The organism is Stutzerimonas sp. R40042, assembly GCF_026642215.1.
GTDB classification, from domain to species: Bacteria; Pseudomonadota; Gammaproteobacteria; order Pseudomonadales; family Pseudomonadaceae; genus Stutzerimonas; species Stutzerimonas frequens.
Map to the genome: position 1 here is coordinate 584,101 of NZ_CP113258.1, position 24,069 is coordinate 608,169.

The window sequence follows — 24,069 nt, forward strand, 5'->3', positions numbered from 1 at the left end:
ATGAGTCAAACACTACTGTCCATACTGGCCTTCGTGCCGCTGGTGCTGGCGGGTGTGCTGCTGATCGGCTTTCGCTGGCCGGCCAAGTACGCCATGCCGCTGGTTTTCGTCCTCACCGCGCTGATCGGCCTGCTGGCCTGGGACATGACCCTCAACCGGGTCATCGCCTCGACCTTCCAGGGCCTGATTCTCACCGCGGCGATCCTCTGGATCATCTTTGGTGCGATCCTGCTGCTCAACACGCTGAAACATTCCGGGGGGATCAGTTCGATTCGGCGTGGCTTCTCCAACATCAGCCCTGACCGTCGCGTCCAGGTGCTGATCGTCGCCTGGCTGTTCGGCTGCTTCATCGAGGGGGCCTCGGGCTTCGGTACGCCGGCGGCGGTGGCGGCACCGCTGATGGTGGCACTGGGCTTCCCGGCGCTGGCGGCGGTTGTGATGGGGATGATGGTGCAGTCCACACCGGTATCCTTCGGTGCGGTGGGCACGCCGATCCTGGTCGGTGTCGGTGCCGGCCTGGACAAGACCGGCATCAGCGAGCAGCTGGCGGTGGTGGGCAGTAACTGGGATGTGTTCTTCCATCTGATCTTCTCGCGGGTGGCGATCATCCACGCGCTGTGCGGGATTCTCATGCCGCTGATCATGGTCAGCATCATGACCCGTTACTTCGGCCGCAACAAATCCTGGACCGAGGGCCTGGCAATCGCACCGTTCGCGGTGTTCACCGGCCTGGCCTTCGTCATTCCGTATGCCGCGGCCGGTGTGTTCCTCGGGCCGGAATTCCCGTCGATGATCGGTGCGCTGGTCGGTCTGGCCATCGTCGTGCCCGCGGCCAAGGCCGGTTTCCTACTGCCGAAGGACAGCTGGGATTTCGCTCCGGCGAGCGAGTGGCCATCCGAGTGGATGGGCAAGATCGAGATGAAGATCGAGGACGTCGCCGGCAAGACGCCGATTTCCGTGCCGATGGCCTGGGCGCCGTACCTGATCCTGGCCGCGTTGCTGGTGGCCTCGCGGGTATTCCCGGAAGTCAAGGCGGCGCTGATGTCGCTGAGCTTCGGCTGGAAGGACATCCTCGGTGAGACCGGCGTGTCCGGTACCCTCGAGCCGCTGTACCTGCCGGGCGGGATTCTCTGCATGGTGGTGATCGTCACCTTCTTCCTGCACCGCATGCGTGCCGGCGAGCTGGTGGCAGCGGTGTCGGAGTCGAGCAAGACGCTGCTCGGCGCGGGCTTCGTGCTGATCTTCACCATCCCCATGGTGCGGATCCTCATCAACTCCGGCGTCAACGGCTCGGACCTGGTGTCCATGCCGGTGGCCATGGCGCAGCTGGTGGCCAACAGCGTGGGCTCGGTCTATCCGTTCTTCGCCCCGGCGGTCGGTGCACTGGGGGCCTTCATCGCCGGTTCCAACACCGTGTCGAACCTGATGCTGTCGCAGTTCCAGTTCAACACCGCGGGGCTGCTCGGCCTCTCCGGTGCGCTGATGGTGGCGCTGCAGTCGGTGGGCGCCGCGGCGGGCAACATGATCGCCATCCACAACGTGGTAGCGGCCTCGGCCACCGTCGGCCTGCTCGGTCGCGAAGGGGTCACCCTGCGCAAGACCATGCTGCCGACGCTGTACTACCTCATCCTGGCTGGCAGCATCGGCCTGATCGGTTTCTACGTGATGGGCATCGGCGACCCGCTGGTGGGTGGCGCAGGCTGAGCCTGGCGGTAGCGTGACGGGCGGCCCAGGCCGCCCGTTTTCATTTGTGCAGTTGGTACGGCGCATCGTTCTGGTATAGCGTGCGTCGCAGTCGATAACCGTCGAGGTTGATCATGAAGAAATGGCAATGTGTGGTGTGCGGCTACATCTATGACGAAGCGCTGGGCGTACCGGAAGAGGGCATCGCCCCCGGGACGGCCTGGGAAGACGTGCCGGAAGACTGGGTCTGCCCCGACTGCGGCGTCGGCAAGCTCGATTTCGAAATGATCGCCATCGGCTGATCCCGTTTCGCCAACCCATCAAACGAGGACATGACGTGAGCGCACCCGTAGTCATCATCGGCACCGGCCTGGCCGGCTACAACCTGGCGCGCGAGTTCCGCAAGCTGGACTCGCAGACGCCACTGTTGCTGATCACCGCGGACGACGGTCGTTCCTATTCCAAACCGCTGCTGTCCACCGGTTTCGCCGCCAACAAGGACGCCGACAGCCTGGGCATGGCCACCGCCGGGGCCATGGCCGAACAGCTGAACGCGGAGATTCGCACGCATACCCGCGTCACCCGTCTGGACCCGGCGCACCGCCGCGTCTGGATCGGCAACGAGCCGGTGCCGTACCGGGATCTGGTACTGGCCTGGGGCGCGCAGACGATCCGTGTACCGGTGGAGGGCGATGCGGCGGATGCGGTCTATCCGATCAACGACCTGCACGATTACGGCCGCTTCCGCGCCGCCGTCGCCGGCAAGCGCCGCGTGCTGATACTCGGCGCCGGGCTGATTGGCTGCGAGTTCGCCAACGACCTGCTGCAGGGCGGCCACGAGGTCGATCTGGTTGCCCCCAGCGAGCAGGTCATGCCCGGCCTGCTGCCGCTGCAGGCCGCCGAGGCGGTTCGGCGCGGCCTGGAGGGCATCGGCGCGCGTTTTCACCTGGGGGCAACGCTGCAGCGCCTCGAACGCAGTGACGATGGCCTGCAGGCGCAGCTCTCCGATGGCGGTCGGCTGGCCTGCGATCTGGTGGTCAGTGCCGTCGGCCTGCGCCCACGTACCGAGCTGGCCGCCGAGGCGGGGCTCGAGGTCAAGCGCGGCATCGTCGTCGATCGCCTGCTCAAGACGTCGGCGGAACACGTCTACGCCCTCGGCGACTGCGCCGAAGTCGAGGGGCTGAACCTGCTCTACGTGATGCCGCTGATGGCCGGCGCCCGCGCCCTGGCTAAAACGCTGTTTGGCAATCCTACCTTTGTCAGTTATGGCCCCATGCCGGTCACCGTGAAGACCCCGGCGTGCCCAGTGGTGGTCTCGCTGCCCGCTGCCGGTAGCGCAGGGGAGTGGACCGTAGAGGCCCAGGGTAATGATGTAAAAGCGCTCTATCTCGGGCCTTCCGGGCGGTTGCTCGGCTATGCGCTGACCGGCGCCGCGGTGCAGGAGCGGCTGGCGCTGAACAAGCAGCTGCCGCCGGTATTGGCGGAACTACCGCAAATTCTGTCGCTAAAGTCTCCCGGCTGAGCTGGCGAGCCGCCTACAGGGACTGGCGCAGGTGCTAGCGCCGTGCCATTCTCCTTGGGTCTGCCCCAGCCTAGAGCTGTCGCAGCGCCTTTAGCGCTGTTCTTGTGAACAGTACGGACACAACAACAAAAACGTCTCAGAGGCTCCCAATGCGTAAACCGGAACTCGCCGCAGCCATTGCCGAGAAGGCTGATCTATCCAAGGACCAGGCCAATCGCGTACTCAACGCCGTGCTGGATGAAATCACCAATGCGCTGAACCGCAAGGACAGCGTCACCCTGGTCGGTTTCGGCACCTTCGTTCAGCGCCATCGCGGCGCCCGCACCGGAAAAAATCCGCAGACCGGGCAACCGGTGACCATCAAGGCCAGCAACACCGTCGCGTTCAAACCGGGCAAGATGCTCAAAGACGCCGTCAACTGACGCCGCGCCCACCCGGAGCCGACGGGCTCCGGGTAAACCTGACCATCCGGTCCGCCCCGGACCCATCCGTACCCAACCTTCCCCCAGCCGACCAAGCCACTACAATGCGGCCTTTTCTCGTACCGGTCGGAACATCACCATGAAATTCCGCTTTCTGCTTTGGATGCTGGGCCGCCTGATGGCCAAGGCCAGCCGCACCAATCCCGAGTTCCAGCAGCAGCTGGGCGACAAGGACCTGAGCTTCCAGCTGCACACCCTGGACGGCAAGGTCGCCCGGCATTTCGTGGTCAAGGACCAGCGCGTCACCAGCAAGCGCGGCCCGGCGACTGAGCCGGCGTTTTCCCTCGGCTTCAAGGATGCCGCCTATGGCTTCGCCACGATGACGGCGAAGAACAAGCAGCTGGCGTTCATGCAGGGGATTCAGAACAAGGACATCCAGATCCAGGGGAACCCGGCGCTGGTGATGTGGTTTCAGGGGCTGATGAAGTACCTGAAGCCTCGTAAGAAGAAGTGACTCTGTCGCGTCACCTTCTCATGTCCGGCCAAGAACCGTAGGGTGGAAAACCGCGTAAGGCGTCCATGCCTGAGCGGATCAGCTTTGACTTGGCCGTAACTCAAATTTAAGTTTGCTGAATGCATGAGTTGACTTGTGGTGTGGGGTTGAATCTCGGCCTTGGCTAGTATTTTTGCGGCTTTGCGTGGCATTGTGTCGACTTAATTGTCGAGCGGGTTGGAGATTTTCAACATGCCGGATTTCACTCATCACGACTTGGCCCTCCTCAATCCAGCCTTCGACTCACCACTTGTCGATGTCCTGAATGAGCTGGAGCACCTACGCCGCTACAGGCTGGCGGGTACGACTCCAGCAAGCCTTTTCTTCCAACTCAAGAATGTTTTCCACATCTTGGAAAGCCTTGGGTCTGCCCGCATTGAAGGCAACCACACAACTCTCGCTGATTACGTTGAAAGCAAGATGGAGGGAGATGACACGGCTACCGATCAACTGCGCGAAATCTCCAACATCGAGAGAGCTATGAGCTTTATCGAGCAACATTTCAAGGAAGGAGACGACGTCAGCCTCCATCTCATTCGAGAATTGCACGCCATTACCGTAGGGGGGCTCGACAGAGAGGGAGACCGGAATCCCGGTCAGTTCAGGACGACCCAGGTTCGCATTGCGCAATCGAAGCACCTTCCGCCGGACGCCGTGCAAGTTGCTGGGTACATGGATGAGTTGGTGGCGTTCATAAATGCTCACGATCCGCAGAAGTATCACCTTATGAAAGTGGCGCTCGCGCACCACCGATTCGGATGGATTCACCCGTTTGCCAATGGCAATGGCCGGGTGGTTCGTTTGTTGACGTACCTGATGCTCATCAAGTACGGATTCGATGTCTCCGCCGGCGGTCGACTGCTGAACCCCACTGCAGTGTTCTGCAATGATCGTGAGCGTTACTACGAGATGCTGGGCGAGGCTGATCGCGGTACACAGCTAGGTCTGGAACGGTGGTGCATCTATGTACTCCAGGGCATCCTCACAGAGCTGAGCAAGCTCGATCGGCTGTGTGACTATGGCTACCTTAAAGCCAGAATCCTGCAGCCGGCACTCGCCTTCTCTCGTGAGAGAGAACACATCACCGGCCAGGAGCACTCAATTCTTCGTCGACTTCTGGACACTGACAGCGGAGTGGCGAAGTCTGGAGACCTAGCGGATGCGATGCCTGACCTGAACGGGCCGCAACGGACCTATCAAATCAAGAAGTTGGTTGACAGACGAATGCTGGTCCCGATTCAGCCCAACTCCCGTCAGTACACCCTGGGCTTCACGAACAACTACCTGCTTCGGGGCGTCATTCGTACGTTGACGGCCGAAGGCTTTATTCCTGAGCCTGTCGTGGCGGCACGGCCATAAGTGGCTGCCCATTAAGAGCTGCCTGATTCTCTTGGGGCGGCAATGAGTTCGTTAGGAGCTTGCCCCCTCCCAAACTCTCGCCTGCTCCTTCAACCAGTCCCGGAACGCGACCAGCCCAGCCGACTCCACCTTGCGCTCGGGAATCATCAGGTAATACGCCCGCGTCTCGCTGCGATAGGCGTGCGGATGTGCCAGCACCAGCCGCCCCTCGGCCAGTTCCCGCTGGATCAGGAACGGCGGGATCAGCGCTACTCCCATGCCATGCTCGGCCGCCTGCGCCAGCATGGAGAACAGCTCCAGCCGCGGGCCGGTCATGTCGCGGGCGACTTTCAGCCCCAACGAATCGAACCACTGGCGCCAGGCATAGGGCCGGGTGGTCTGCTGCAGCAGCGGCAGCTCGCTCAGGGCCTGGGTCGTGAACGGCTGAGCGTCGCGCAGCAGGGCGGGGCTGCAGACTGGCTGCAGGTCCTCGGGCATCAGGTAGTGCGCCTCGGTACCGGACCAGTCGGCATCGCCGAAGTAGATGGCAGCATCGAACTCGGTATCGGCAAAGAGAAAGGGCCGGGTGCGGTTGGTCAGGTTCACCGTGATCTCCGGGTGCAGCGCCTGGAAATGCCTGAGGCGCGGCACCAGCCACTGGGTGCCGAAGGTCGGCACCACGGCCAGCTCCAGGCTCATGGCGCCCTGCTGGCCCATCACCGACAGCGTGTCGCGCTCCACCGCGTCCAGCTGCGCGGCGATGCGACGGGCGTAGGATTGGCCGGCGGCGGTCAGCTTCACGCCGCGCCGCGAACGGCGGAACAGCGCCAGGCCGAGGAATTCCTCCAGCCCGCCGATCTGCCGGCAGATGGCGCTCTGGGTCAGCGCCAGCTCGTCGGCTGCGCGGGTGAAGCTCTCGTGGCGGGCGGCGGCCTCGAAGGCGATCAGCGCGGCGGTGCTGGGAATCTTGCGGCGCATTATGCAAAGACCTCACGTGATGAGCCTGATAATCGGACCAAAGCTTATCTCGGAGTGAGCGAAACGCACAGCTCGGTGCGAAATCCTCGTTTGCGACGCACCGTTGCGGCGCCTAGGATCAGCCCATCCCGCCCGCGCGCCCGCGGTGCCGAAGACAACAAGAGGAGCCTCCCGAATGGCCGGCAAAGCAAGCTTCAACTGGATCGACCCGCTGCTGCTCGACCAGCAGCTGACCGAAGAAGAGCGCATGGTGCGTGACAGCGCCGCGCAGTTCGCCGCCGACAAGCTGGCGCCGCGAGTGCTGGAAGCCTTCCGCCATGAGCGCACCGACCCGGCGATCTTCCGCGAGATGGGCGAGACCGGCCTGCTCGGCGCGACCATCCCCGAAGCCTACGGCGGCAGCGGGCTGAACTACGTGTGCTACGGCCTGATCGCCCGTGAAGTGGAGCGTATCGATTCGGGCTACCGCTCGATGATGAGCGTGCAGTCCTCGCTGGTGATGGTGCCGATCCATGAGTTCGGCAACGAGGCGACCAGGCAGAAGTACCTGCCCAAGCTGGCCAGCGGCGAATACATCGGCTGCTTCGGCCTCACCGAACCGAACCACGGCTCTGACCCCGGTTCGATGGTCACGCGGGCGAAAAAGGTCGACGGCGGCTATCGCCTGTCCGGCAGCAAGATGTGGATCACCAACAGCCCGATCGCCGATGTCTTCGTGGTCTGGGCCAAGGATGACGCCGGCGAGATTCGCGGTTTCGTGCTGGAAAAAGGCTGGGAAGGGCTGTCCGCCCCGACGATCCACGGCAAGGTTGGCCTGCGCGCCTCGATCACCGGCGAGATCGTCATGGACAACGTGTTCTGCCCGGAAGAGAACGCCTTCCCCGACGTGCGCGGGCTGAAGGGGCCATTCACCTGCCTGAACAGTGCCCGCTACGGCATCAGCTGGGGCGCACTCGGCGCCGCCGAGTTCTGCTGGCACACCGCGCGCCAGTACGTGCTCGACCGCCAGCAGTTTGGTCGCCCGCTGGCCGCCAATCAGCTGATCCAGAAGAAGCTGGCCGACATGCAGACCGAGATCACCCTGGCCCTGCAGGGTTGCCTGCGCCTCGGCCGCATGAAGGACGAGGGCACCGCCGCGGTGGAAATCACCTCGATCATGAAGCGCAACAGCTGCGGCAAGGCGCTGGATGTGGCGCGCATGGCGCGCGACATGATGGGCGGCAATGGCATCAGCGACGAGTTCGGTGTGGCCCGGCACCTGGTCAACCTGGAGGTGGTGAACACCTACGAGGGCACCCATGACGTGCATGCGCTGATCCTCGGCCGCGCGCAGACCGGCATTCAGGCGTTCTTCTGACGGTTCGTAGGGTGGATGACGCTCTTTTCATCCACCGTTGGCCACGCACGGTGGATGGGTGAAGCGTCAGCTACGCGCCCCGATCCACCCTACGTTCACTTGAGCTTCGAGGTTTCGCCCATGCCCGGCGCCCTGTCCCATATCCGCGTTCTCGATCTGTCACGCGTACTTGCCGGGCCCTGGTGCGGGCAGATTCTCGGCGACCTCGGCGCCGAGGTGATCAAGGTCGAGCGCCCCGGCACGGGCGACGATACCCGCCACTGGGGCCCGCCCTATCTCCAGGATCAGCACGGCGAGAACACCTCTGAGGCCGCCTATTACCTGACCGCCAACCGCAACAAGCAGTCGCTGACCGTCGACTTCACCCGGCCCGAGGGCCAACGCATCATCCGCGAGCTGGTGGCGCAGTGCGATGTGCTGCTGGAGAACTTCAAGGTCGGCGGGCTGGCCGCCTACGGGCTGGATTACGAAAGCCTGAAGGCGATCAATCCGCAGCTGATCTACTGCTCGATCACCGGTTTCGGCCAGGACGGGCCCTACGCCACACGCGCCGGCTACGACTTCATGATCCAGGGCCTCGGCGGGCTGATGAGCCTGACCGGGCGCAGCGATGCGGAGGAGGGTGCCGGGCCGGTGAAGGTCGGCGTGGCGCTGACCGATATTCTCACCGGCCTGTACGCCAGCGTTGGCGTGCTCGCTGCGCTGGCACATCGCGAACGCAGCGGCGAGGGCCAGCATATCGACACGGCACTGCTCGACGTGCAGGTCGCCTGCCTCGGCAACCAGGCGCTCAACTACCTCACCACCGGCGTGGCGCCCAGGCGCATGGGCAATGCCCATCCGAACATCGTGCCCTATCAGGATTTCCCCACTGCCGACGGCGACATCATCCTCACCGTCGGCAACGACGGTCAGTTCCGCAAGTTCTGCGAGGTGGCCGGGCGTCCCGAGTGGGCGGCCGATGCCCGCTTCGCCACCAATCGCGCGCGGGTTGCCCATCGCGCCGAACTGATTCCGCTGATCCGCCAGGTCACGGTGTTCCGCACCACGGCCGAATGGGTCAGTGCGCTGGAGCAGGCCGGCGTGCCCTGCGGGCCGATCAACGACCTGGCGCAGGTGTTCGCCGACCCGCAGGTGCAGCATCGCGGGCTGAACGTCGAGATGCCGCACCCGCTGGCCGGCCGCGTGCCGCAGGTGGCCAGCCCGCTGCGGCTGTCCGCCTCGCCAGTGGAATACCGCGACCCGCCGCCGTTGCTCGGCGAGCACAGCGAGGCGCTGTTGCAGCGCCTGCTGGGCATGAACGACGAGCAGATCGCCGACCTGCGCCAGGCCGGGGTTATCTAAAAGCTGTCAGAAACCTTCCAGCACGATCTTGCCGCGGGCCTTGCCGCTTTCCAGCAGGGCATGGGCGCGGCGCAGGTTGGCCGCGTTGATGGTGCCGAAGTGCTCGCCGAGGGTGGTGCGCAGCACGCCCTGATCGACCAGCTGGCTGACGCGCTGCAGCAGGTGGTGCTGCTCGATCATGTCCGGCGTCTCGAACAGCGAGCGGGTGAACATCAGCTCCCAGTGCAGCGACAGGCTCTTGCGCTTGAGCTTCATCACGTCCAGCGGCTGGGCCGGATCGTCGATCAGCGCCAGGCGGCCCTGGGGCGTCAGTGCCTCGACCAGCTGGTCGAAATGCTGATCGGTCTGGGTCAGGCTGGCGACATGGCTGACGCTGGCGAAACCGGCGCGCTGCAGCTCGGCGTGCAGCGGCTGGCTATGGTCGATGACATGATGGGCGCCGAGTTCGCGGGCCCAGGCCTGGGTTTCCGGACGCGAGGCGGTGGCGATCACGCTGACCTCGGTGAGCTGACGGGCCAGCTGCAGCATGATCGAACCGACGCCGCCGGCGGCACCGACGATCAGCAACTGCTGCCCGGCGCCCTGGCCTTCCACCAGTTGCAGGCGTTCGAACAGCAGCTCCCAGGCGGTGATGGCGGTCAGCGGCAGTGCGGCGGCCTCGGCGAAGCTCAGGCTCCGCGGCTTGCGCCCGACGATGCGCTCGTCCACCAGATGGCGTTCGCTGTTGCCGCCGGCGCGGGCGATGGAGCCGGCGTAGAACACCTCGTCGCCGACCTTGAACAGGCTGACTTCGCTGCCCACCCCGACGACCACACCGGCGACGTCCCAGCCCAGCACCTTCGGCTGACCGGCCTCGGGCTGGGTGTTGCGGCGTACCTTGGTATCCACCGGGTTGACCGAAATGGCGCGCACCTCCACCAGCAGATCGCGCGGGCCGGGTACCGGCTCGGGCAGTTCCACATCCTGCAGCGCGCGGGGATCGTCGATGGCGAGGGATTCGAAGTAGGCGACCGCTTTCATGCTGTTGCTCCGTATGGATTCGGTTGGGAGGGCATGCTCAGCTATTTGACTCGGCGGAAAAACGGGGTGATAAGCGAGGCTCTTTCAACAGGATTTTGAAAATGTTGCGTATCGACGACCTCCAGCTGTTCGTTCGCACCGCCGACAGCGGTAGCCTTTCCGCGGCCGCGCGCGGGCTCGACGTGTCGCCGGCGGTGGCCAGTGCGGCCTTGAAGCGCCTGGAGGCGAGCCTGGGGGCGCGACTGTTCGCGCGCTCCACCCGCAGCCTGCGGCTGACTGCCGAGGGTGAGGCGTATCTGCTGCATGCCCGGGCGGCTCTGGCCAGCCTGCACGAGGGCGCCCAGACGCTCGCTGGAGGGCGCGAGGCGATCAGCGGCGTGCTGCAGCTGTCGGCGCCATCGGACTTCGGTCGCAACGTCCTGCTGCCCTGGCTCGACGAATTCCAGGCGCGCCATCCGCAGTTGCAGCTGCGCCTGCTGCTGGGCGACGGGTTGACCGACCTGTACCGGCAGCCGGTGGACCTGGTCCTGCGTTACGGCGAGCCGCAGGATTCGAGCCTGGTGGCGCTGCCGGTGGCGGCTGGCAATCGCCGGGTGCTGTGTGCTGCGCCGGCCTACCTGCAGCGCCACGGCGCGCCGCAGCAGCTTGACGAACTGGCCGGGCACAACTGCCTGCGCTTCATGCTCGCCGGACGCGTGCACGACCGCTGGTGCTTTCAGGAGGGCCGCCGGGGGCGCACCGTGCAGGTCAGCGGTGATCGGGTCAGCGACGATGCCGATGTGGTGCGACGCTGGGCCCTGGCCGGCCTCGGGCTGGCCTACAAGTCGTGGCTGGACATCGCCGATGACGTGACGGCCGGTCGCCTGCGGGTGCTGTTGCCGGAGTGCCTCGGCGAAGCGGCGCCACTGGGCCTGCTCTGCGCCCACCGGGCCCAGCTGAGCAAGCCGGTACGGTTGCTCCACGAGCATCTGCAGGCGCGTTGTGCAGCCCTGCTGACGCGGGCACCGTGGGCGCAGCGTGCGGCGGAGGGAGTTTCATCGTCGGCCTGAACTCTTATGGCCCTTGGCTATTCTTATCTGCGTACTGGTTAACAGAATGGACAAGCGCATCATGCAGACGCAGCGTTTTCGAAACACCTGGCAACTGGCGGTTGTCGTCCTCATGTCCTGGCTGCTGGCCGGCTGCGGCATCAACAACATTCCGCGTTACGACGAGCAGGTGAAATCCGCCTGGTCGCAGGTGGAGAACCAGTACCAGCGCCGTGCCGACCTGATTCCCAACCTGGTTGAAACGGTCAAGGGCTTCGCTCGTCAGGAGCAGGAAACCCTCACCGCGGTGGTGGAAGCGCGGGCCAAGGCCACGTCGATTCAGGTCGATGCCAGCACCCTGGATGATCCGCAGAAGCTGCAGCAGTTCCAACAGGCGCAGAATCAGCTGACCGGCGCCCTGAGCCGGCTGATGGCGGTATCCGAGCGCTATCCGGAGCTCAAATCCAATCAGAACTTCCTCGCCCTGCAATCGCAGCTCGAAGGCACCGAGAACCGCATTGCGGTGGCCCGGCGTGATTTCATCGCGGCGGTAGAGCGCTATAACACCGAGATCCGCACCTTCCCTGGCCGCATCTGGCACACGCTGATGTACAGCGACATGCCGATTCGCGAGAACTTCGAGGCTACCGCCGAGAATGCCGAGCAAGCGCCACAAGTGCAGTTTCAATGACCTCCAGGTTTTCGCTACTGCTGATCCTGCTGCTCTGGGCCGGTAACCTCGTCGCCCAGGAAGTCGAGGTCCCGGAGCTGACCGGCCGCGTGGTCGATCGTGCCGAGCTGCTCGACACCCAGGCCGAGGCGCGGCTGGCCAGCATGCTGGCCGGCCACGAGCAGGCGACCGGTGAGCAGGTTGTCGTTGTTACGGTTCCGGACCTGGGCGGGCGCAGCATCGAGGAATTCGGTCTGGAGCTCGGCCGTACCTGGGGCATCGGCCAAGAGGGCGAGGATAACGGTGCGCTGCTGATCGTCGCTCGCGATGATCGCAAGATTCGCATCGAAGTCGGCTACGGCCTGGAAGGTCGGCTCACCGATGCGCAGTCCTCGGTCATCATCAACCGGATCATCGCGCCGGCGTTCCAGCGCGGCGACTTCACCGCCGGCATCACCGAGGGTGCAGAGGCGATCATCACCGTGCTTGGCGGCGACCCATTGCCGGCCGAGCTGCGGCCGGTGATGCCGATGGCGCAGGAACAACCGGGTGGCCTCGGGATTCTCGGTTTCTTCCTCATGCTGGTAGCAATTTTCGTCATCGGCGGCGGGCGCGGTGGCCGCGGTGGCGGTCGTCGTGCCTTGCTGCTGGGCGCCTTGCTTGGTGGTATGGGGCGGGGCGGCGGTGGTGGCTTCGGTGGGGGCGGCGGCGGTTTCGGAGGCGGTGGCGCTTCCGGCGGCTGGTAAATCAATGATGGATAGACGATGACCTTACTGAGCGAAAGCGAACTGCAACAGGTAGCCGAAGCGATCGAGCGCGTCGAGCGCAGCACCGATGCCGAGCTGGTCACGGTGCTGGCCGCGCAGGCCGACGACTACCACTACATCCCGCTGCTGTGGGCCGGCCTGATCGCGCTGCTGCTACCCGGCGCGCTGCTGTTCTTCAGTGGCTGGCTGAGCGCCTGGCAGCTGCTGCTGGTGCAGTGGGCGACCTTTATCGTGCTCGCGGTGCTGTTCCGCATGCCGGCGCTGACCAGCCATCTAATCCCGCGTTCGGTGCGCAACTGGCGCGCCTGCAACCTGGCGCGGCGGCAGTTCATCGAACTCAATCTGCATCACACTGAAGGCGACACCGGAGTGTTGATCTTCGTCTCCGAAGCAGAGCGCTATGTGGAGATTCTGGTCGATCGCGGCATCTCCAGCCGCATCGACAATGCCGCCTGGGAGTCTGTCGTCGCCTGCTTCACCGAGCGGGTGAAGCAGGGCCAGGTGCTCGAAGGCTTCCTCGGCTGCATCGAGGCCAGTGGTTCGCTGCTGGCGCAGCACGTGCCGAAGACCCACGAACGCAACGAACTGCCCAACCGGCTGGTGGTGCTGCCTTAAGGCTCCAGCAGCGATGGCGCCCGTGGGCGCCGTCCTTTCACTGCATGCGCCGTTGTTCGGCAAGTAGCTGGCGCTCGCGCTGCAGGGCGCGCGCAAGGCGCTGCTGACCACCGCGCTCGGCCGCGGCGATCAGTGTCTGGTCGACCAGGTCGCGCTGTGCATGACTGCCGCCGAAACGCTGCGCCTGATTGCGGATCGAGCGCAGCAGCTCCACGCACCGCCCGTTGTCGCCCTCGACGAAGGCCACCACCGCCTCGACGCCCGGAGCGCCGATCTGGCCGGTGAAGCGTGCGTTGTCGTCGTCCCGCGCGCAGGCTCGTCGCTGGGCTTCGCGCAACAGGTCCAGCAGGTCGTCGCGGCCGGCGCAGGCGAAAGCCATCGCAGCATGGAAGTCGTTGAAGGCATAGTTGCCGTCTGCCGCCATCGCAGCCCAGCGCTCGGCCACGCCCGTCCAGCGTTCGCCGACATCCACGCCGCGCAGTTGCAGCCGCCAGAGCAGTGCGCTGGCGTCGATCAGCTCCAGCGTCAGGGTGCTCTGATGGCCATTCACCGGGCCGTCGAACAGGTCCAGGGCCGCGCCGCAATCGCCGAGCTCGATGTGGTGCAACGCCAGGTGCCACCAGTTGTGCACCGCCAGCATGCTGTCCTGCTGCCAGGCCGGATTGCCGAGCATCCAGGCGATGCCTTCCTCGCGCCGCCCCTGCATCTCCAGCACATGCGCGACCGCATGCTGCGCCCAGGCGTCGTCGGGTTGAAGCGCGATCGCTTCACGGCCATAGCGCTCGGCGAGCCGATAGTCTCCGCATTCTTCCAGTCCGAACGCGTACAGGCCGAGCAGCGCATGGTAGCCAGGCAGTTCCAGCGACCAGTCCGGCAGCACGCGGGCAATGCGGTCGCGCAGCATGCGTGCATCGCCGGTGAAAAAGTCGATCTGCTGTCCGGCCTGCAGCGACAGCATGTCGTGGGGATAGTCGATGCTGAGGTCTTCCAGCACGCGTCCGGCGGCGTGCCAGCGGCCATCCAGCAGCTGCCCCAGCGCTTTGAGGTGGCGGGCTTCGCGGTCATTGTGCGGCAGCTCCAGGGCGCGCTCGTACGAGGCGCGGGCCACCGGCAGGGCGGCCGCCTCGGTACCGAGCAGGTAGAGCCAGGCGTGCAAGACATGGCCCATGACCAGTTCCGGCGAGGCCTGCAGTGTGGCTTCGGTGGTCGCCAGCGAGTCGGCGTGCAGGCAGCGGAACTGGGCGAGCGCCTGATCGAGCAGGGCCTGCGCCTCGCTGTTGCAGCCGGTCAGTTGGTACCCGTGTGCGTCTTTCATTGTTCTATGCTCCATGAGTCCGGTTCGTTGGCGTCGGCCAACGCGCCCATACTCGGGGTTACGTCTGCGTTAGACCCCAGTCATCCTGGAAACAAACCGGCTATTTCCGCCATGGCCCGCTCAGAGATCGCCGAACGTCCGCCATTGACCGTCGCTCTGCTGGCGACGCCGGACAGTACGGCCTCGACGCTGTTCGGCCTCTACGATCTGCTGCTGGGTGCCCGTCGCGACTGGCAGCAATTGCTGCACCGCGCCGACGTGGCTTCGCCCTTCCTGCCGCTGATCGTCAGCCGCGACGGACGCTCGCTGCGGGTCTACAACGATATCCCGGTCCACCCTCATTCCAGTCTGGACGATGCACCGCCGACCGATGTGGTGATCGTCAGCAACCTGGCGGTCAGACCCTGGGAGCCGCTCGATGATCGCTACGCGCCCGAGGCGCAGTGGCTGTGCGAGCGCTATGCGGCTGGCGCGACGCTGGCGGCGGCCTGCTCAGGAGCCATGCTGCTGGCGCGTACCGGGTTGCTGGCCGGCTGCGAAGGGACTTCGCACTGGGGCTACTGCGATTGCCTGCGTCGCGAATACCCGGACGTGCACTGGCATCCGGACAAGGCATTGGTCAGCACCGGTGTCGGCCAGCGCCTGGTGATGTCCGGCAGTGGCAGCAGCTGGCATGCGCTGGGGCTGTTTCTCATCGCCCGGTTCGTCGGTGCGCGCGAGGCGATGGAGGTGGCGCGGCTGAACCTGTTCGACTGGGACGCCACCAGCCCGTTGGCCTACGCGGCGATGATGCGCACCGGTCAGCTGGCCGATCCGATCATCGCCCGCTGCCAGGAATGGGCCGCACAGCATTACGAGGAGGAGGCGCCGGTGAGTGCCATGGTGCGCATCAGCGGCCTGCCGGAGCGGACCTTCCAGCGCCGCTTCGCCCTGGCCACCGGGTTGACGCCGCTGAACTACATCCACACCCTGCGTCTGGAAGAGGCCAAGCAATTGCTGGAGAGCGGCGAGCTGTCGGTGGAGGCGATTGCCTGGGAGGTCGGTTATCAGGACGCCGGTTTCTTCGGTCGGCTGTTTCGGCGCAAGGTCGGCCTCACGCCGGCGCAGTACCGGCGACGCTTCGGCGTGCTGTCGCGGCGCCTGGCCGGCATCGCCACCTTGCAGGAGGAGCGGGCGCCGGCATTGCACTGAGCAGCTGGCGCCGGGTATGTCCGGCTCAGAGCCGGGTCGGGCCGTCGTCATCCGGCTCGTTTGATACCACCGGCGGCAGTTCGAAGCTGTTGGTGCTGTCCATGGCGCTGGCCGCGACGCGGTCGATGCTATTCAGCGCATGGCCGATGATCGAGCTGACGCTGGCTTCGTGATGTTGCACGGGCAACCGTTCGATGGCCGCCAGCACCTCTTCCCCTGGCACGGTTTCCACCGCGAGCAGGCGTTCGGTGATGTGGTCGAGCGCCGGTTTCAACCGTTGCAGCAGAGCCAGGCATTCCTGGTTGAGCTGCTGCAGTAGTTCATCGGCCGCTTCCAGCGCTTCGCGCGGATCGCTGTCCAGGTGCGCGTCGCGCACGGCCTGCAGGCTCAGCAGCGAGCCACGCGGCCCCATGCCGAGGGCGCCGACCATGGAAAGGGCGATCTTCGAGGCTTCCTGCAGGTCCTGCCCGGCACCGGAGGATACCTCGTGGAAATACAGCTGCTCGGCACCACGGCCGGCCAGCAGCATCTGGATGCGATTGCGCAGTTCGGAATACATGTGCAGCCGCTTGTCTTCCACCGGCGTCACCAGGGTCACGCCCAGCGCCTGGCCGCGCGGCAGGATGGTGACCTTCTCCACCCGACCGACATTCAGCGCCGCGGCCACCAGCGCGTGGCCGGCTTCGTGCACGGCGATGCGCTTGCGGTCGGTGGCGGACATCGGCGTCACGCCGGAAGGCTGCTCGCCGATGCGGCAGGTTTCCACCGCATCGACGAAGTGCGCCATGTCGACCTGTTTGGCGCCCGCGCGTGCCGCCAGCAGCGCCGCATGGTTGACGATATAGGCAATCGCAGCTGGCGTGAGGCCTACGGTATTGCGCGCCAGCTGCGGGAAGTCCAGATCGGTCGCCGCGCTGATCTTGCCGGCGTACAGGCGGAACAGCGCCTCACGGTCATCGAGGCCGGGCAGGCCGACGGCGATGGAGCGGTCGAAGCGGCCTTCGCGCACCAGCGCCGGATCGAGTGAATTGGGGAAGTTGGTGGCGCCCAGCACCAGCACGCCGCTGGCGCCGTCGAAGCCGTCCATCTCGGCAAGGAACTGGTTGATGATGCGGTTGCTCTCGGCATCGCTGGAACGCTGCTGTTCGGCGCGCTTGCCGATGCCATCGATCTCGTCGATGAAGATGATGCACGGCGCCTGTTTGCGTGCGGTACGGAACAGCGCCTTGACCTTCTGGATGCCGACGCCGAAATACATCGAGGAGAAATCGCTGCCGGTGACCTGGATAAAGCTGGCATTCGATTCGCTGGCCAGTGCCTTGGCCAGCTGAGTCTTTCCCGTACCGGGCTCGCCGGTCAGTAGCACACCCTTGGGTGGGCGCGCGCCAAGGCGTGCGTAGGCGGCCGGATCGCGCAGGTAGGCGGTGACGTCGCTGAGGGCCTGCTTGGCCTCCGCGGCACCGATCACATCGGCGAAGGTCACGCCGCTGCCCTTGCGCTGGACCTCGAAGCTGCGCGTCTTCATGGCGAAGAAGATTGTCGCGCCGAGCAGCAGCAGGGCAATTGGCGAGTACGGCAGCAGGTAGGTGTAGAACGGCTTTTCCGCGTCGGTCTGGAACATGGCCAACGGGAACAGTTCGCCGCTGCCCTTCGCGTACTGCTCGAGCAGCAGCCCGGCGACGCGACCGGACTGATCCGGCACCCAGTAACGTAGGCCGTCGTGCAGGCTGACGTACACCGCGTCCTTACCCAGCGCGGCGCTGGCGATGTTGGCGCCACGCAGGTCATTCACCAGCACCGAGAGGTCGCGGCGATTGGCCTGCCAGGGATCGGTGGAGTCCTGCAGGGCTTCGAGCATGCTCGCCGCCGCGCCAGTGGCTGGCGTCGACGGAGAGCTGGGCTGCAGCTGCCAATAGGTAATGCAAGCGGCGATCAGCAGGAGCAGAAAAATGGCGAGTACAGGGCCGCGACGACCTTGTAGCAGACGAGGTGTTTTCATTTCACATCCAGTCGGGTAGCCCCGACGTTTCGACAAACCACCGCCCGCGGGCGGACCACAGTTTTGCGGGAAGCCCCGCGGCGCCATTTGCATGGCGCGCCACAGTTCGGATGCGTTGGATGCGATTTATATGCCCGACTGTGTCTCGGGTCCGCAGACTCCGATAGCCGGCGAGAATACGGCAAGTGCCACCATGGGGGTGGCTACGCGACGAACGGCTCGCAGGTTTTCGACGAATGACCAGCCGCCAGGGGAACGAAAACTAGCGCCAAATGCCGTGGCTCTGCATTTGCCCCTGCGTTGTGGAGCCACCATCGGAGGGCAGCACGCACGTAAGTGATCCGACGCAGAGAGTGTCCTGCCAGGCGCTGTTAGGGTTCATCGCCGCGCGGTCGCTTGTCACGAGCCGGGCGCAATAAGAACTTGCCGACAGCCGCCCGGCACCGATGCCGGTGCGGCATAACGATGTCCGATCGACCCGAGATCTCAACATGCCGACCAACAAGAAATATTTTCGCTGCGCTTTCCTGGGCGCGCTGATTGCCCTCCTGCCATTTGCCTCGGCCAGTGCCGACGGGGAAATGATCAACCTGCTCACGCAAAACTTTCCACCCTTCAGCATGGCCGACGATGGCAAGAATTTCGCCAAGGAGGATGCGATCAGCGGCATCGACGCCGACGTGGTGGCCGCCCTGTTCAAGCGCGCGGACGTGCCCTACGCGATGACGCTGCGTTTCCCGTGGAGCCGCCTGCAAAAACTGGCCGAGAAGACCCCAGGCTTCGCCGTGTTCTCCCTCAGTCGTACCCCCGAGCGCGAGCCCAAGTACAAGTGGGTCGGTCCGCTCAGCGAGATCCAGATCGTGCTGCTCAAGACCCCGGAAAGCCAGGTTCAGGTCTCTAGCCTGGAAGATGCCAGGCAGTATCGAATCGGCTCGAAGGATGGCAGCGTGGGCAGTCAGTACCTGATCAACCGCGGCATCGAGGTGCAGAGTTCGCTGATCGATACGCCGGCCAAGCTGAAGGCCGGCCAGTTCGATCTGTGGGCGACCACCAACCCCTCCGGCGAATACGAGGCGAAGCAGGCTGGCGTCGGCCCGCTGGTCGTGGCGCTGACACTGAGCAGGGTCGATCTCTACCTGGCGCTGAACAAGGAAACGCCGGATGCGGTCGTCGAGAAACTGCAGCGAACACTCGACCAAATGAAACAGGAGGGGTTGCTGCAACAGGCAGGGCAGCGTTACCTGAACTGATGGCGTTCCATGCCGCCAGGGGGGCGGGTGATCGTCCCCAAGGTTGTTTGCGCGGCCCGATCTGCCTCTCGAATCGAAACATGAACGAGCCGTGCCTGTGCGGCCTTCGGCTGCGCGGGCCGCCGCAGCGAGAGCTGGTTGGCGCTGACTCGCAGATGCCATCCGCCTGGCCCAGCTCCACCAGTAAATCACCGGAAAACGAAACGGCAGGGGATTTTTTGCCGGTTTGGACTGCCTTAGCTCAGTGGAGCGGGATCGCTCCAACCGCATTCCTGACGATTCGAGAATTCGATGATTTGCTTCAACAACATGCAGCGTGCCCTCTATCTGGCCGCTGCAGCCTTGATTGCGCCTGCCTTTGCCGAAAAGCTGCCCGAACCGGTCGGGCATGTGGCGCGGGTGGAAGGTCCTGCGTATGTCAGCAGCCGCGGCTATACCAACGCGGCCAAGGTCGGTCAGGCGATCGTGCCCGGGGTGGCATTGAGTACCGGCGCCACGGGTAGGCTTGGTGTGATCCTCGACGATGGCAGCGTGTTGTCGTTCGGCCCGCATAGCGAATTCACGCTTGATGAGTTCCGCTTCGCTCCAGCCGCTGGCGACCTCCAACTGCGTGCCATGCTCGCTCGGGGATCGCTGAATCTGATTGCCGGCGACATGGCGCGGCTCGATCCCGACGCGGTGGCCATCGATACCCCACAGGGGCTTGTACGGGTGCATGGAGGCCAGCTGCTGATGAAGGTGAACGAATGAAGCGGCACGCTCTGCTCATGGCGCTGCTGACGCTTGCTGGTTGCGCGCAGCACTCGTACGTCATGCTGGCCGACGGGGTGCCGGGTGGTGTGGTGCTGGGTGACGAGGGGCAGCGCCTGCTCGAGGCGCCGGGCCAGGGCATGACGATTGCCGGGACTGGTCCAGCGTTTGTGGTCAGCGACATGCGCCGCGGCCGTGATTTCGGCGAAGCCTTGTCCGCGCAGCCGGCCCTGCCGGAGCGTTTCGTCATTCAGTCAGGAGCCTCGGGGCTGGACGGTGCCGCCATGCAGGTCGTGGACGAGGTATTGCAGGCGGCGCTGCGCCGCGATTACCCGGTGGTCACGGTGATCGGCCATACCGATACGCTGGGGCATCGGGCCACGAACGAGCAGGTCGGCCTGCGCCGCGCCCAGGCTGTCGCCGAACTACTGAGCGCGCGGGGGCTGGAGGCCATGGAGTTGCGGGTTAAGTCCCACGGCGAGGGGAATCTGCTGGTTGTGACACCGGATGCCACCGCCGAGCCGCGCAATCGGCGGGTCGAGGTGCTGGTGCGCTGATGAGCAGCGGCGCGGCACAGGGCCGCGCCGGCTGCAGCGGATCAGTCGATGACCAGGATCGCGTCCATTTCGACCTGCGCGCCTTTCGGCAGCGCGGCGACGCCGATGGCTGCGCGCGCCGGGTACGGCTGCTGGCAGTAACGGCTCATCACCTCGTTGACGGTGGCGAAATTGCCGAGGTCGGTGAGGAAGATGTTGAGCTTGACGATGTCCTTCAGCGAGCCGCCTGCGGCCTCGGCGACGGCCTTGAGGTTCTCGAACACCTGCACGGCCTGCGCCTCGAAACCCTCCACCAGCTCCATGGTCTTGGGATCCAGCGGGATCTGTCCGGACAGGTAGACGGTGTTGCCGGTTCTGATGGCCTGGGAGTAGGTGCCGATGGCGGCCGGGGCCTTGTCGGTGTTGATCACGGTCTTGCTCATGGAAACTCCTCTGCGAATTGGGCAACGGGTAGCCAGCATAATGGCTGACGCCGGCAGCGGCCAGCCGCGGCGTGATGCAGACAGGTCGGAGTCGACGGGGGAGGTCAGGCCTTGACGCGGGTGATGCGCGTCACGCCCTTGATGGTGCGCAGTTTCTTGATCACGCGGGCCAGATGCACGCGGTCATGCACGCTGACCACCAGCTGGACCACGCTGATGCGGCCGTCGCGCTCGTCCATGCCGATCTTCTCGATGTTGCCGTCGGCGGCATTGACGCTGCCGGCGAGCAGGGCGATCAGGCCGCGCTGGTGCTCCAGCTCGACGCGCAGCTCGACGTTGAACTCGCCCGTGACGTCCTTGGACCAGGACAGCTGGATGCACTTGTCCGGATTGTGCCGGACGTCGGCGATGTTCCGGCAGGTTTCCAGGTGCACCACCATGCCCTTGCCGGCCGACAGGTGACCGACGATTGGGTCGCCGGGAATCGGCGTGCAGCACTTGGCGTAGTTGAGTACCAGCCCTTCGGTACCTCGGATCGCCAGCGGCCCTTCGAGGGCCGGTGCCTGCTCGTCGTCCCGGGCAATCAGGCGGCGGGCGATGACGTAGGCCATGCGGTTGCCCAGGCCGATGTCTTCCAGCAGGTCCTCGACGTATTCCATTTGATACTCGGCAAGCACCTGCTGGATACGCTCGGGGCTGATCTTGTCGAGGCTCGTCTCGAAACCGCTGAGGGCCTTGCTCAGCAGCCGCTCGCCGAGGTTGATGGACTCCGAGCGGCGCTGCAGCTTGAGCGCATGGCGAATGTGCGTGCGCGCCTTGCCGGTGACGACGAAATTCAGCCACGCGGGATTCGGCCGTGCACCCGGCGCGGTGACGATCTCCACCGTCGAGCCGCTTTCCAGCGGCTGCGACAGCGGTGCCAGGCGACGGTTGACGCGGCAGGCGATGCAGGTGTTGCCGACATCGGTGTGCACCGCGTAGGCGAAGTCGACGGCTGTGGAACCCTTGGGCATCTCCATGATGCGGCCCTTGGGGGTGAAGACGTAGACCTCGTCGGGGAACAGGTCGATCTTCACGCTCTCGATGAATTCCAGCGAGTTGCCGGCACGCTGCTGCAGTTCCAGTACCCCCTTGACCCACTGACGGGCGCGAGCATGGGTACCCTTGGGCACCTCGTCCTCGGGGGATTTGTACAGCCAGTGTGCGGCGATGCCGTTGTTGGCCATCTCTTCCATCTCGCGGGTGCGGATCTGGATTTCGATGGGCACGCCGTGCATGCCGAACAGGGTGGTGTGCAGCGACTGGTAGCCGTTGGCCTTGGGAATCGCGATGTAGTCCTTGAAACGGCCCGGCAGTGGCTTGTACAGGCTGTGCACGGCGCCGAGCACGCGATAGCAGGTATCGACCTTGTCCACCACGATGCGGAAGGCGTAGACATCCATGATCTCGTGGAAGGCTTTCCGCTTGCCGCGCATCTTCTTGTAGATGCTGTACAGGTGCTTCTCGCGGCCCAGTACGTCGCCTTCCAGGCCTTCGCGCTCGAGGCAGTGGATCAACGACTGTTCGATCTTCTCGACGATCTCGTTGCGGTTGCCGCGGGCACGGCGTACGGCGGCGCGGATGCGCTCCGAACGCATCGGGTGCATGGCCTTGAAGCCGAGATCCTCGAACTCCACGCGCATCGTGTGCATACCGAGGCGATTGGCGATCGGTGCGTAGATTTCCAGGGTTTCCTTGGCGATGCGTCGACGCTTTTCGCCGGCCAGCACTTCCAGGGTGCGCATGTTGTGTAGACGGTCGGCGAGCTTGACCAGGATCACGCGGATGTCGCGGGCCATGGCCATGGCCATCTTCTGGAAGTTCTCGGCCTGGGCCTCGGCTTTCGTCTCGAAGTTCATCTGGGTCAGCTTGCTGACCCCATCGACGAGCTCGGCCACGGTTTCGCCGAACTGGGCGACCAGGGCTTCCTTGGGAATGCCGGTGTCCTCGATGACGTCGTGCAGCATCGCGGCCATCAGGCTCTGATGGTCCATGTGCATGTCGGCGAGGATGTTGGCTACCGCGAGGGGGTGGGTGACGTAGGCTTCACCGCTGCGCCGGCGCTGCCCGTCGTGGGCCTGCTCGGCATAGAAATAGGCTCGGCGAACCAGGTTGACCTGGTCCGGGCCGAGATAGGTCGACAGGCGATCCGCGAGTGCGTCTATGGCTGGCAAGGTAGTGCTCCTTGCCGGCGGGCGATGTGATCGGCTCGACTTCGACCTGGCATTTATTCAGATGGCCTCGTTCGGCTCTTCCTCGTACTGGGTGAAGAGCGGTTCGTCATCAACGATTTCGTCCTGTGCGATGACATCGTAATCGACCAGGCCGGAAGCGATTTCGCGTAGCGCGACAACGGTCGGCTTGTCGTTCTCCCAGGCCACTTTCGGCTCCTTGCCGCCGGTTGCCAGTTGACGCGCGCGCTTGGTGGCAAGCATGACCAGCTCGAAGCGGTTATCAACGTTGTCCAGGCAGTCTTCAACGGTAACGCGGGCCATGGTGTTCCTCGTGATCAGTAACGGTAGAGCATGCCCGGATGGGCGAGCGGACGGATTAGTCTAAAAAATCACCAGCCTTAATGGAAGCGCTGTTTCTCAGGCCAGCAGCTCGCTGAGCAGTCGTGCGTGACGCTGCTGCTGGGATTGCTGCTTGAGCTGGTTGGCGCGGAAGATCGACTGTAGGTCGACCAGCGCGTGGGCGAAGTCGTCATTGATCACCAGGTAGTCGTACTCGACGTAATGGCTCATCTCGCTGACCGCTTCGCGCATGCGCTTCTCGATGATCTCGTCGCTGTCCTGGCCGCGGTTGTTGAGGCGCTGGCGCAGAGCTTCCTGGGTCGGCGGGAGGATGAAGATCGACTTGGCTTGCGGCATCAGCCGGCGCACCTGCTGGGCGCCCTGCCAGTCGATTTCCAGGATCAGGTCGAAGCCCTCGGCCAGGGTCTGCTCCAGCCAGCGCTGCGAGGTGCCGTAGAGGTTGCCGAACACTTCGGCATGTTCGAGGAACTCGTCGCGCTCCAGGCGCTCGAGAAAATCCTCGCGGCTGACGAAGTGGTAGTTCACGCCGTCGACCTCGCCCGGGCGCATGGCGCGAGTCGTGTGCGAAACCGACACCCGCACCTGCGGTTGTGCGTCGACCAGGGCCTTGACCAGGCTGGTCTTGCCGGCCCCGGAAGGCGCGGACACGATGTAAAGCGTACCGGTGGTGGCGGACATGACGGGATCCTGGAAAGCCTGTTGGACAAAAGTAGAC

At 64.8% G+C, this 24,069-nt stretch carries 24 protein-coding genes; 16 read left to right on the forward strand and 8 right to left on the reverse strand.

What is annotated here, in order from left to right:
* The 6 genes from OUY36_RS02605 (at position 1) to OUY36_RS02630 (ending at position 5,539) form a co-directional block, all read left to right on the forward strand.
* Positions 1-1,704, forward strand: coding sequence for an L-lactate permease (locus OUY36_RS02605; protein WP_267936639.1), 1,704 nt, complete (start codon positions 1-3; stop codon positions 1,702-1,704).
* A 113-nt stretch (positions 1,705-1,817) separates the two neighbouring features.
* Entirely contained in the window at positions 1,818-1,985 is a 168-nt protein-coding gene (gene rd / locus OUY36_RS02610; RefSeq protein WP_014595645.1) for a rubredoxin, read from the forward strand.
* A 35-nt stretch (positions 1,986-2,020) separates the two neighbouring features.
* Positions 2,021-3,205 (forward strand): NAD(P)/FAD-dependent oxidoreductase, encoded by a 1,185-nt coding sequence (locus tag OUY36_RS02615; RefSeq protein ID WP_267936642.1) that lies wholly within the window; start codon positions 2,021-2,023, stop codon positions 3,203-3,205.
* A gap of 149 nt (positions 3,206-3,354) precedes the next feature.
* Entirely contained in the window at positions 3,355-3,627 is a 273-nt protein-coding gene (locus tag OUY36_RS02620; RefSeq protein ID WP_003283322.1) for an HU family DNA-binding protein, read from the forward strand.
* Positions 3,628-3,766: 139 nt separating this feature from the next.
* Positions 3,767-4,141, forward strand: a complete 375-nt coding sequence (locus OUY36_RS02625; protein WP_125861157.1) for an SCP2 sterol-binding domain-containing protein — start codon at positions 3,767-3,769, stop codon at positions 4,139-4,141.
* Between the two features lie 231 nt (positions 4,142-4,372).
* Positions 4,373-5,539, forward strand: coding sequence for a Fic family protein (locus tag OUY36_RS02630; RefSeq protein WP_125868732.1), 1,167 nt, complete (start codon positions 4,373-4,375; stop codon positions 5,537-5,539).
* 51 nt (positions 5,540-5,590) lie between these two features.
* Here the strand turns inward: OUY36_RS02630 and OUY36_RS02635 are convergent, their stop codons facing one another.
* Entirely contained in the window at positions 5,591-6,496 is a 906-nt protein-coding gene (locus OUY36_RS02635) for a LysR family transcriptional regulator (RefSeq protein WP_267936645.1), read from the reverse strand.
* A gap of 175 nt (positions 6,497-6,671) precedes the next feature.
* Here OUY36_RS02635 and OUY36_RS02640 point away from each other — a divergent pair, with 175 nt between their 5' ends.
* Positions 6,672-7,853, forward strand: coding sequence for an acyl-CoA dehydrogenase (locus OUY36_RS02640; RefSeq protein ID WP_200290001.1), 1,182 nt, complete (start codon positions 6,672-6,674; stop codon positions 7,851-7,853).
* A 120-nt stretch (positions 7,854-7,973) separates the two neighbouring features.
* Complete coding sequence (locus tag OUY36_RS02645; protein ID WP_267936647.1) at positions 7,974-9,197, forward strand: CaiB/BaiF CoA transferase family protein; 1,224 nt, start codon at positions 7,974-7,976, stop codon at positions 9,195-9,197.
* 6 nt (positions 9,198-9,203) lie between these two features.
* Here OUY36_RS02645 and OUY36_RS02650 read toward each other — a convergent pair whose 3' ends face one another.
* Complete coding sequence (locus OUY36_RS02650) at positions 9,204-10,217, reverse strand: zinc-binding alcohol dehydrogenase family protein (RefSeq protein ID WP_267936649.1); 1,014 nt, start codon at positions 10,215-10,217, stop codon at positions 9,204-9,206.
* Between the two features lie 101 nt (positions 10,218-10,318).
* Between OUY36_RS02650 and OUY36_RS02655 the strand changes: the two genes are divergently transcribed.
* From OUY36_RS02655 to OUY36_RS02670, 4 genes are read left to right on the forward strand one after another with little or no spacing between them, the layout of a single operon-like run.
* On the forward strand, positions 10,319-11,266 hold the full coding sequence (locus OUY36_RS02655) for a LysR family transcriptional regulator (RefSeq protein WP_267936652.1): 948 nt from the start codon (positions 10,319-10,321) through the stop codon (positions 11,264-11,266).
* A 46-nt stretch (positions 11,267-11,312) separates the two neighbouring features.
* Positions 11,313-11,936 carry a LemA family protein gene (locus OUY36_RS02660; RefSeq protein WP_172974153.1) on the forward strand — a complete coding sequence of 208 codons (624 nt, stop codon included), beginning with the start codon at positions 11,313-11,315 and terminating at the stop codon, positions 11,934-11,936.
* Entirely contained in the window at positions 11,933-12,661 is a 729-nt protein-coding gene (locus tag OUY36_RS02665) for a TPM domain-containing protein (RefSeq protein WP_267936654.1), read from the forward strand. Before OUY36_RS02660 ends, OUY36_RS02665 begins: the two co-directional genes overlap by 4 nt.
* Positions 12,662-12,679: 18 nt before the next feature.
* On the forward strand, positions 12,680-13,297 hold the full coding sequence (locus OUY36_RS02670) for a TPM domain-containing protein (RefSeq protein WP_267936656.1): 618 nt from the start codon (positions 12,680-12,682) through the stop codon (positions 13,295-13,297).
* Between the two features lie 37 nt (positions 13,298-13,334).
* Here the strand turns inward: OUY36_RS02670 and OUY36_RS02675 are convergent, their stop codons facing one another.
* Positions 13,335-14,612 carry a tetratricopeptide repeat protein gene (locus tag OUY36_RS02675; RefSeq protein WP_267936658.1) on the reverse strand — a complete coding sequence of 426 codons (1,278 nt, stop codon included), beginning with the start codon at positions 14,610-14,612 and terminating at the stop codon, positions 13,335-13,337.
* A gap of 111 nt (positions 14,613-14,723) precedes the next feature.
* Between OUY36_RS02675 and OUY36_RS02680 the strand changes: the two genes are divergently transcribed.
* Positions 14,724-15,803, forward strand: a complete 1,080-nt coding sequence (locus OUY36_RS02680; protein ID WP_267936660.1) for a GlxA family transcriptional regulator — start codon at positions 14,724-14,726, stop codon at positions 15,801-15,803.
* A 25-nt stretch (positions 15,804-15,828) separates the two neighbouring features.
* Here OUY36_RS02680 and OUY36_RS02685 read toward each other — a convergent pair whose 3' ends face one another.
* The gene (locus OUY36_RS02685; protein WP_267936663.1) at positions 15,829-17,802 is read right to left on the reverse strand and encodes an AAA family ATPase; all 1,974 of its coding nucleotides are present in this window, start codon (positions 17,800-17,802) and stop codon (positions 15,829-15,831) included.
* Positions 17,803-18,293: 491 nt separating this feature from the next.
* Here OUY36_RS02685 and OUY36_RS02690 point away from each other — a divergent pair, with 491 nt between their 5' ends.
* The 3 genes from OUY36_RS02690 to OUY36_RS02700 all read left to right on the forward strand — a co-directional run bounded on the left by OUY36_RS02690 (position 18,294) and on the right by OUY36_RS02700 (position 20,359).
* The gene (locus tag OUY36_RS02690; RefSeq protein WP_267936666.1) at positions 18,294-19,052 is read left to right on the forward strand and encodes a substrate-binding periplasmic protein; all 759 of its coding nucleotides are present in this window, start codon (positions 18,294-18,296) and stop codon (positions 19,050-19,052) included.
* Positions 19,053-19,343: 291 nt separating this feature from the next.
* The gene (locus OUY36_RS02695; RefSeq protein WP_063539539.1) at positions 19,344-19,802 is read left to right on the forward strand and encodes a FecR domain-containing protein; all 459 of its coding nucleotides are present in this window, start codon (positions 19,344-19,346) and stop codon (positions 19,800-19,802) included.
* Positions 19,799-20,359 (forward strand): OmpA family protein, encoded by a 561-nt coding sequence (locus OUY36_RS02700; protein ID WP_267936668.1) that lies wholly within the window; start codon positions 19,799-19,801, stop codon positions 20,357-20,359. Before OUY36_RS02695 ends, OUY36_RS02700 begins: the two co-directional genes overlap by 4 nt.
* Before the next feature lie 41 nt (positions 20,360-20,400).
* Here the strand turns inward: OUY36_RS02700 and OUY36_RS02705 are convergent, their stop codons facing one another.
* The 4 genes from OUY36_RS02705 to gmk form a co-directional block, all read right to left on the reverse strand.
* The gene (locus OUY36_RS02705) at positions 20,401-20,781 is read right to left on the reverse strand and encodes a RidA family protein (RefSeq protein WP_267936670.1); all 381 of its coding nucleotides are present in this window, start codon (positions 20,779-20,781) and stop codon (positions 20,401-20,403) included.
* 104 nt (positions 20,782-20,885) lie between these two features.
* Positions 20,886-22,994, reverse strand: a complete 2,109-nt coding sequence (spoT, locus tag OUY36_RS02710; RefSeq protein WP_267936673.1) for a bifunctional GTP diphosphokinase/guanosine-3',5'-bis pyrophosphate 3'-pyrophosphohydrolase — start codon at positions 22,992-22,994, stop codon at positions 20,886-20,888.
* 57 nt (positions 22,995-23,051) lie between these two features.
* Positions 23,052-23,315: a DNA-directed RNA polymerase subunit omega gene (gene rpoZ, locus OUY36_RS02715; RefSeq protein WP_003295433.1), complete on the reverse strand. Its 264-nt coding sequence runs from the start codon at positions 23,313-23,315 to the stop codon at positions 23,052-23,054.
* A 96-nt stretch (positions 23,316-23,411) separates the two neighbouring features.
* Positions 23,412-24,032 (reverse strand): guanylate kinase, encoded by a 621-nt coding sequence (gmk, locus tag OUY36_RS02720; protein WP_063539543.1) that lies wholly within the window; start codon positions 24,030-24,032, stop codon positions 23,412-23,414.
* Positions 24,033-24,069: the final 37 nt, after the last annotated feature.

What these genes read in the sequence shown, in the direction of transcription:
- OUY36_RS02660 (WP_172974153.1), top strand. Translation starts at nt 11,313, where the DNA reads ATGGACAAGCGCATCATGCAGACGCAGCGTTTTCGAAACACCTGGCAA.
- OUY36_RS02625 (WP_125861157.1), top strand. Translation starts at nt 3,767, where the DNA reads ATGAAATTCCGCTTTCTGCTTTGGATGCTGGGCCGCCTGATGGCCAAG.
- OUY36_RS02630 (WP_125868732.1), top strand. Translation starts at nt 4,373, where the DNA reads ATGCCGGATTTCACTCATCACGACTTGGCCCTCCTCAATCCAGCCTTC.
- rpoZ (WP_003295433.1), bottom strand. Translation starts at nt 23,315, where the DNA reads ATGGCCCGCGTTACCGTTGAAGACTGCCTGGACAACGTTGATAACCGC.
- OUY36_RS02680 (WP_267936660.1), top strand. Translation starts at nt 14,724, where the DNA reads ATGGCCCGCTCAGAGATCGCCGAACGTCCGCCATTGACCGTCGCTCTG.
- OUY36_RS02635 (WP_267936645.1), bottom strand. Translation starts at nt 6,496, where the DNA reads ATGCGCCGCAAGATTCCCAGCACCGCCGCGCTGATCGCCTTCGAGGCC.
- OUY36_RS02700 (WP_267936668.1), top strand. Translation starts at nt 19,799, where the DNA reads ATGAAGCGGCACGCTCTGCTCATGGCGCTGCTGACGCTTGCTGGTTGC.
- OUY36_RS02645 (WP_267936647.1), top strand. Translation starts at nt 7,974, where the DNA reads ATGCCCGGCGCCCTGTCCCATATCCGCGTTCTCGATCTGTCACGCGTA.
- OUY36_RS02685 (WP_267936663.1), bottom strand. Translation starts at nt 17,802, where the DNA reads ATGAAAACACCTCGTCTGCTACAAGGTCGTCGCGGCCCTGTACTCGCC.
- OUY36_RS02640 (WP_200290001.1), top strand. Translation starts at nt 6,672, where the DNA reads ATGGCCGGCAAAGCAAGCTTCAACTGGATCGACCCGCTGCTGCTCGAC.
- OUY36_RS02705 (WP_267936670.1), bottom strand. Translation starts at nt 20,781, where the DNA reads ATGAGCAAGACCGTGATCAACACCGACAAGGCCCCGGCCGCCATCGGC.
- gmk (WP_063539543.1), bottom strand. Translation starts at nt 24,032, where the DNA reads ATGTCCGCCACCACCGGTACGCTTTACATCGTGTCCGCGCCTTCCGGG.
- OUY36_RS02655 (WP_267936652.1), top strand. Translation starts at nt 10,319, where the DNA reads ATGTTGCGTATCGACGACCTCCAGCTGTTCGTTCGCACCGCCGACAGC.
- OUY36_RS02675 (WP_267936658.1), bottom strand. Translation starts at nt 14,612, where the DNA reads ATGAAAGACGCACACGGGTACCAACTGACCGGCTGCAACAGCGAGGCG.
- OUY36_RS02695 (WP_063539539.1), top strand. Translation starts at nt 19,344, where the DNA reads ATGATTTGCTTCAACAACATGCAGCGTGCCCTCTATCTGGCCGCTGCA.
- OUY36_RS02605 (WP_267936639.1), top strand. Translation starts at nt 1, where the DNA reads ATGAGTCAAACACTACTGTCCATACTGGCCTTCGTGCCGCTGGTGCTG.
- OUY36_RS02670 (WP_267936656.1), top strand. Translation starts at nt 12,680, where the DNA reads ATGACCTTACTGAGCGAAAGCGAACTGCAACAGGTAGCCGAAGCGATC.
- OUY36_RS02690 (WP_267936666.1), top strand. Translation starts at nt 18,294, where the DNA reads ATGCCGACCAACAAGAAATATTTTCGCTGCGCTTTCCTGGGCGCGCTG.
- OUY36_RS02650 (WP_267936649.1), bottom strand. Translation starts at nt 10,217, where the DNA reads ATGAAAGCGGTCGCCTACTTCGAATCCCTCGCCATCGACGATCCCCGC.
- rd (WP_014595645.1), top strand. Translation starts at nt 1,818, where the DNA reads ATGAAGAAATGGCAATGTGTGGTGTGCGGCTACATCTATGACGAAGCG.
- OUY36_RS02620 (WP_003283322.1), top strand. Translation starts at nt 3,355, where the DNA reads ATGCGTAAACCGGAACTCGCCGCAGCCATTGCCGAGAAGGCTGATCTA.
- OUY36_RS02665 (WP_267936654.1), top strand. Translation starts at nt 11,933, where the DNA reads ATGACCTCCAGGTTTTCGCTACTGCTGATCCTGCTGCTCTGGGCCGGT.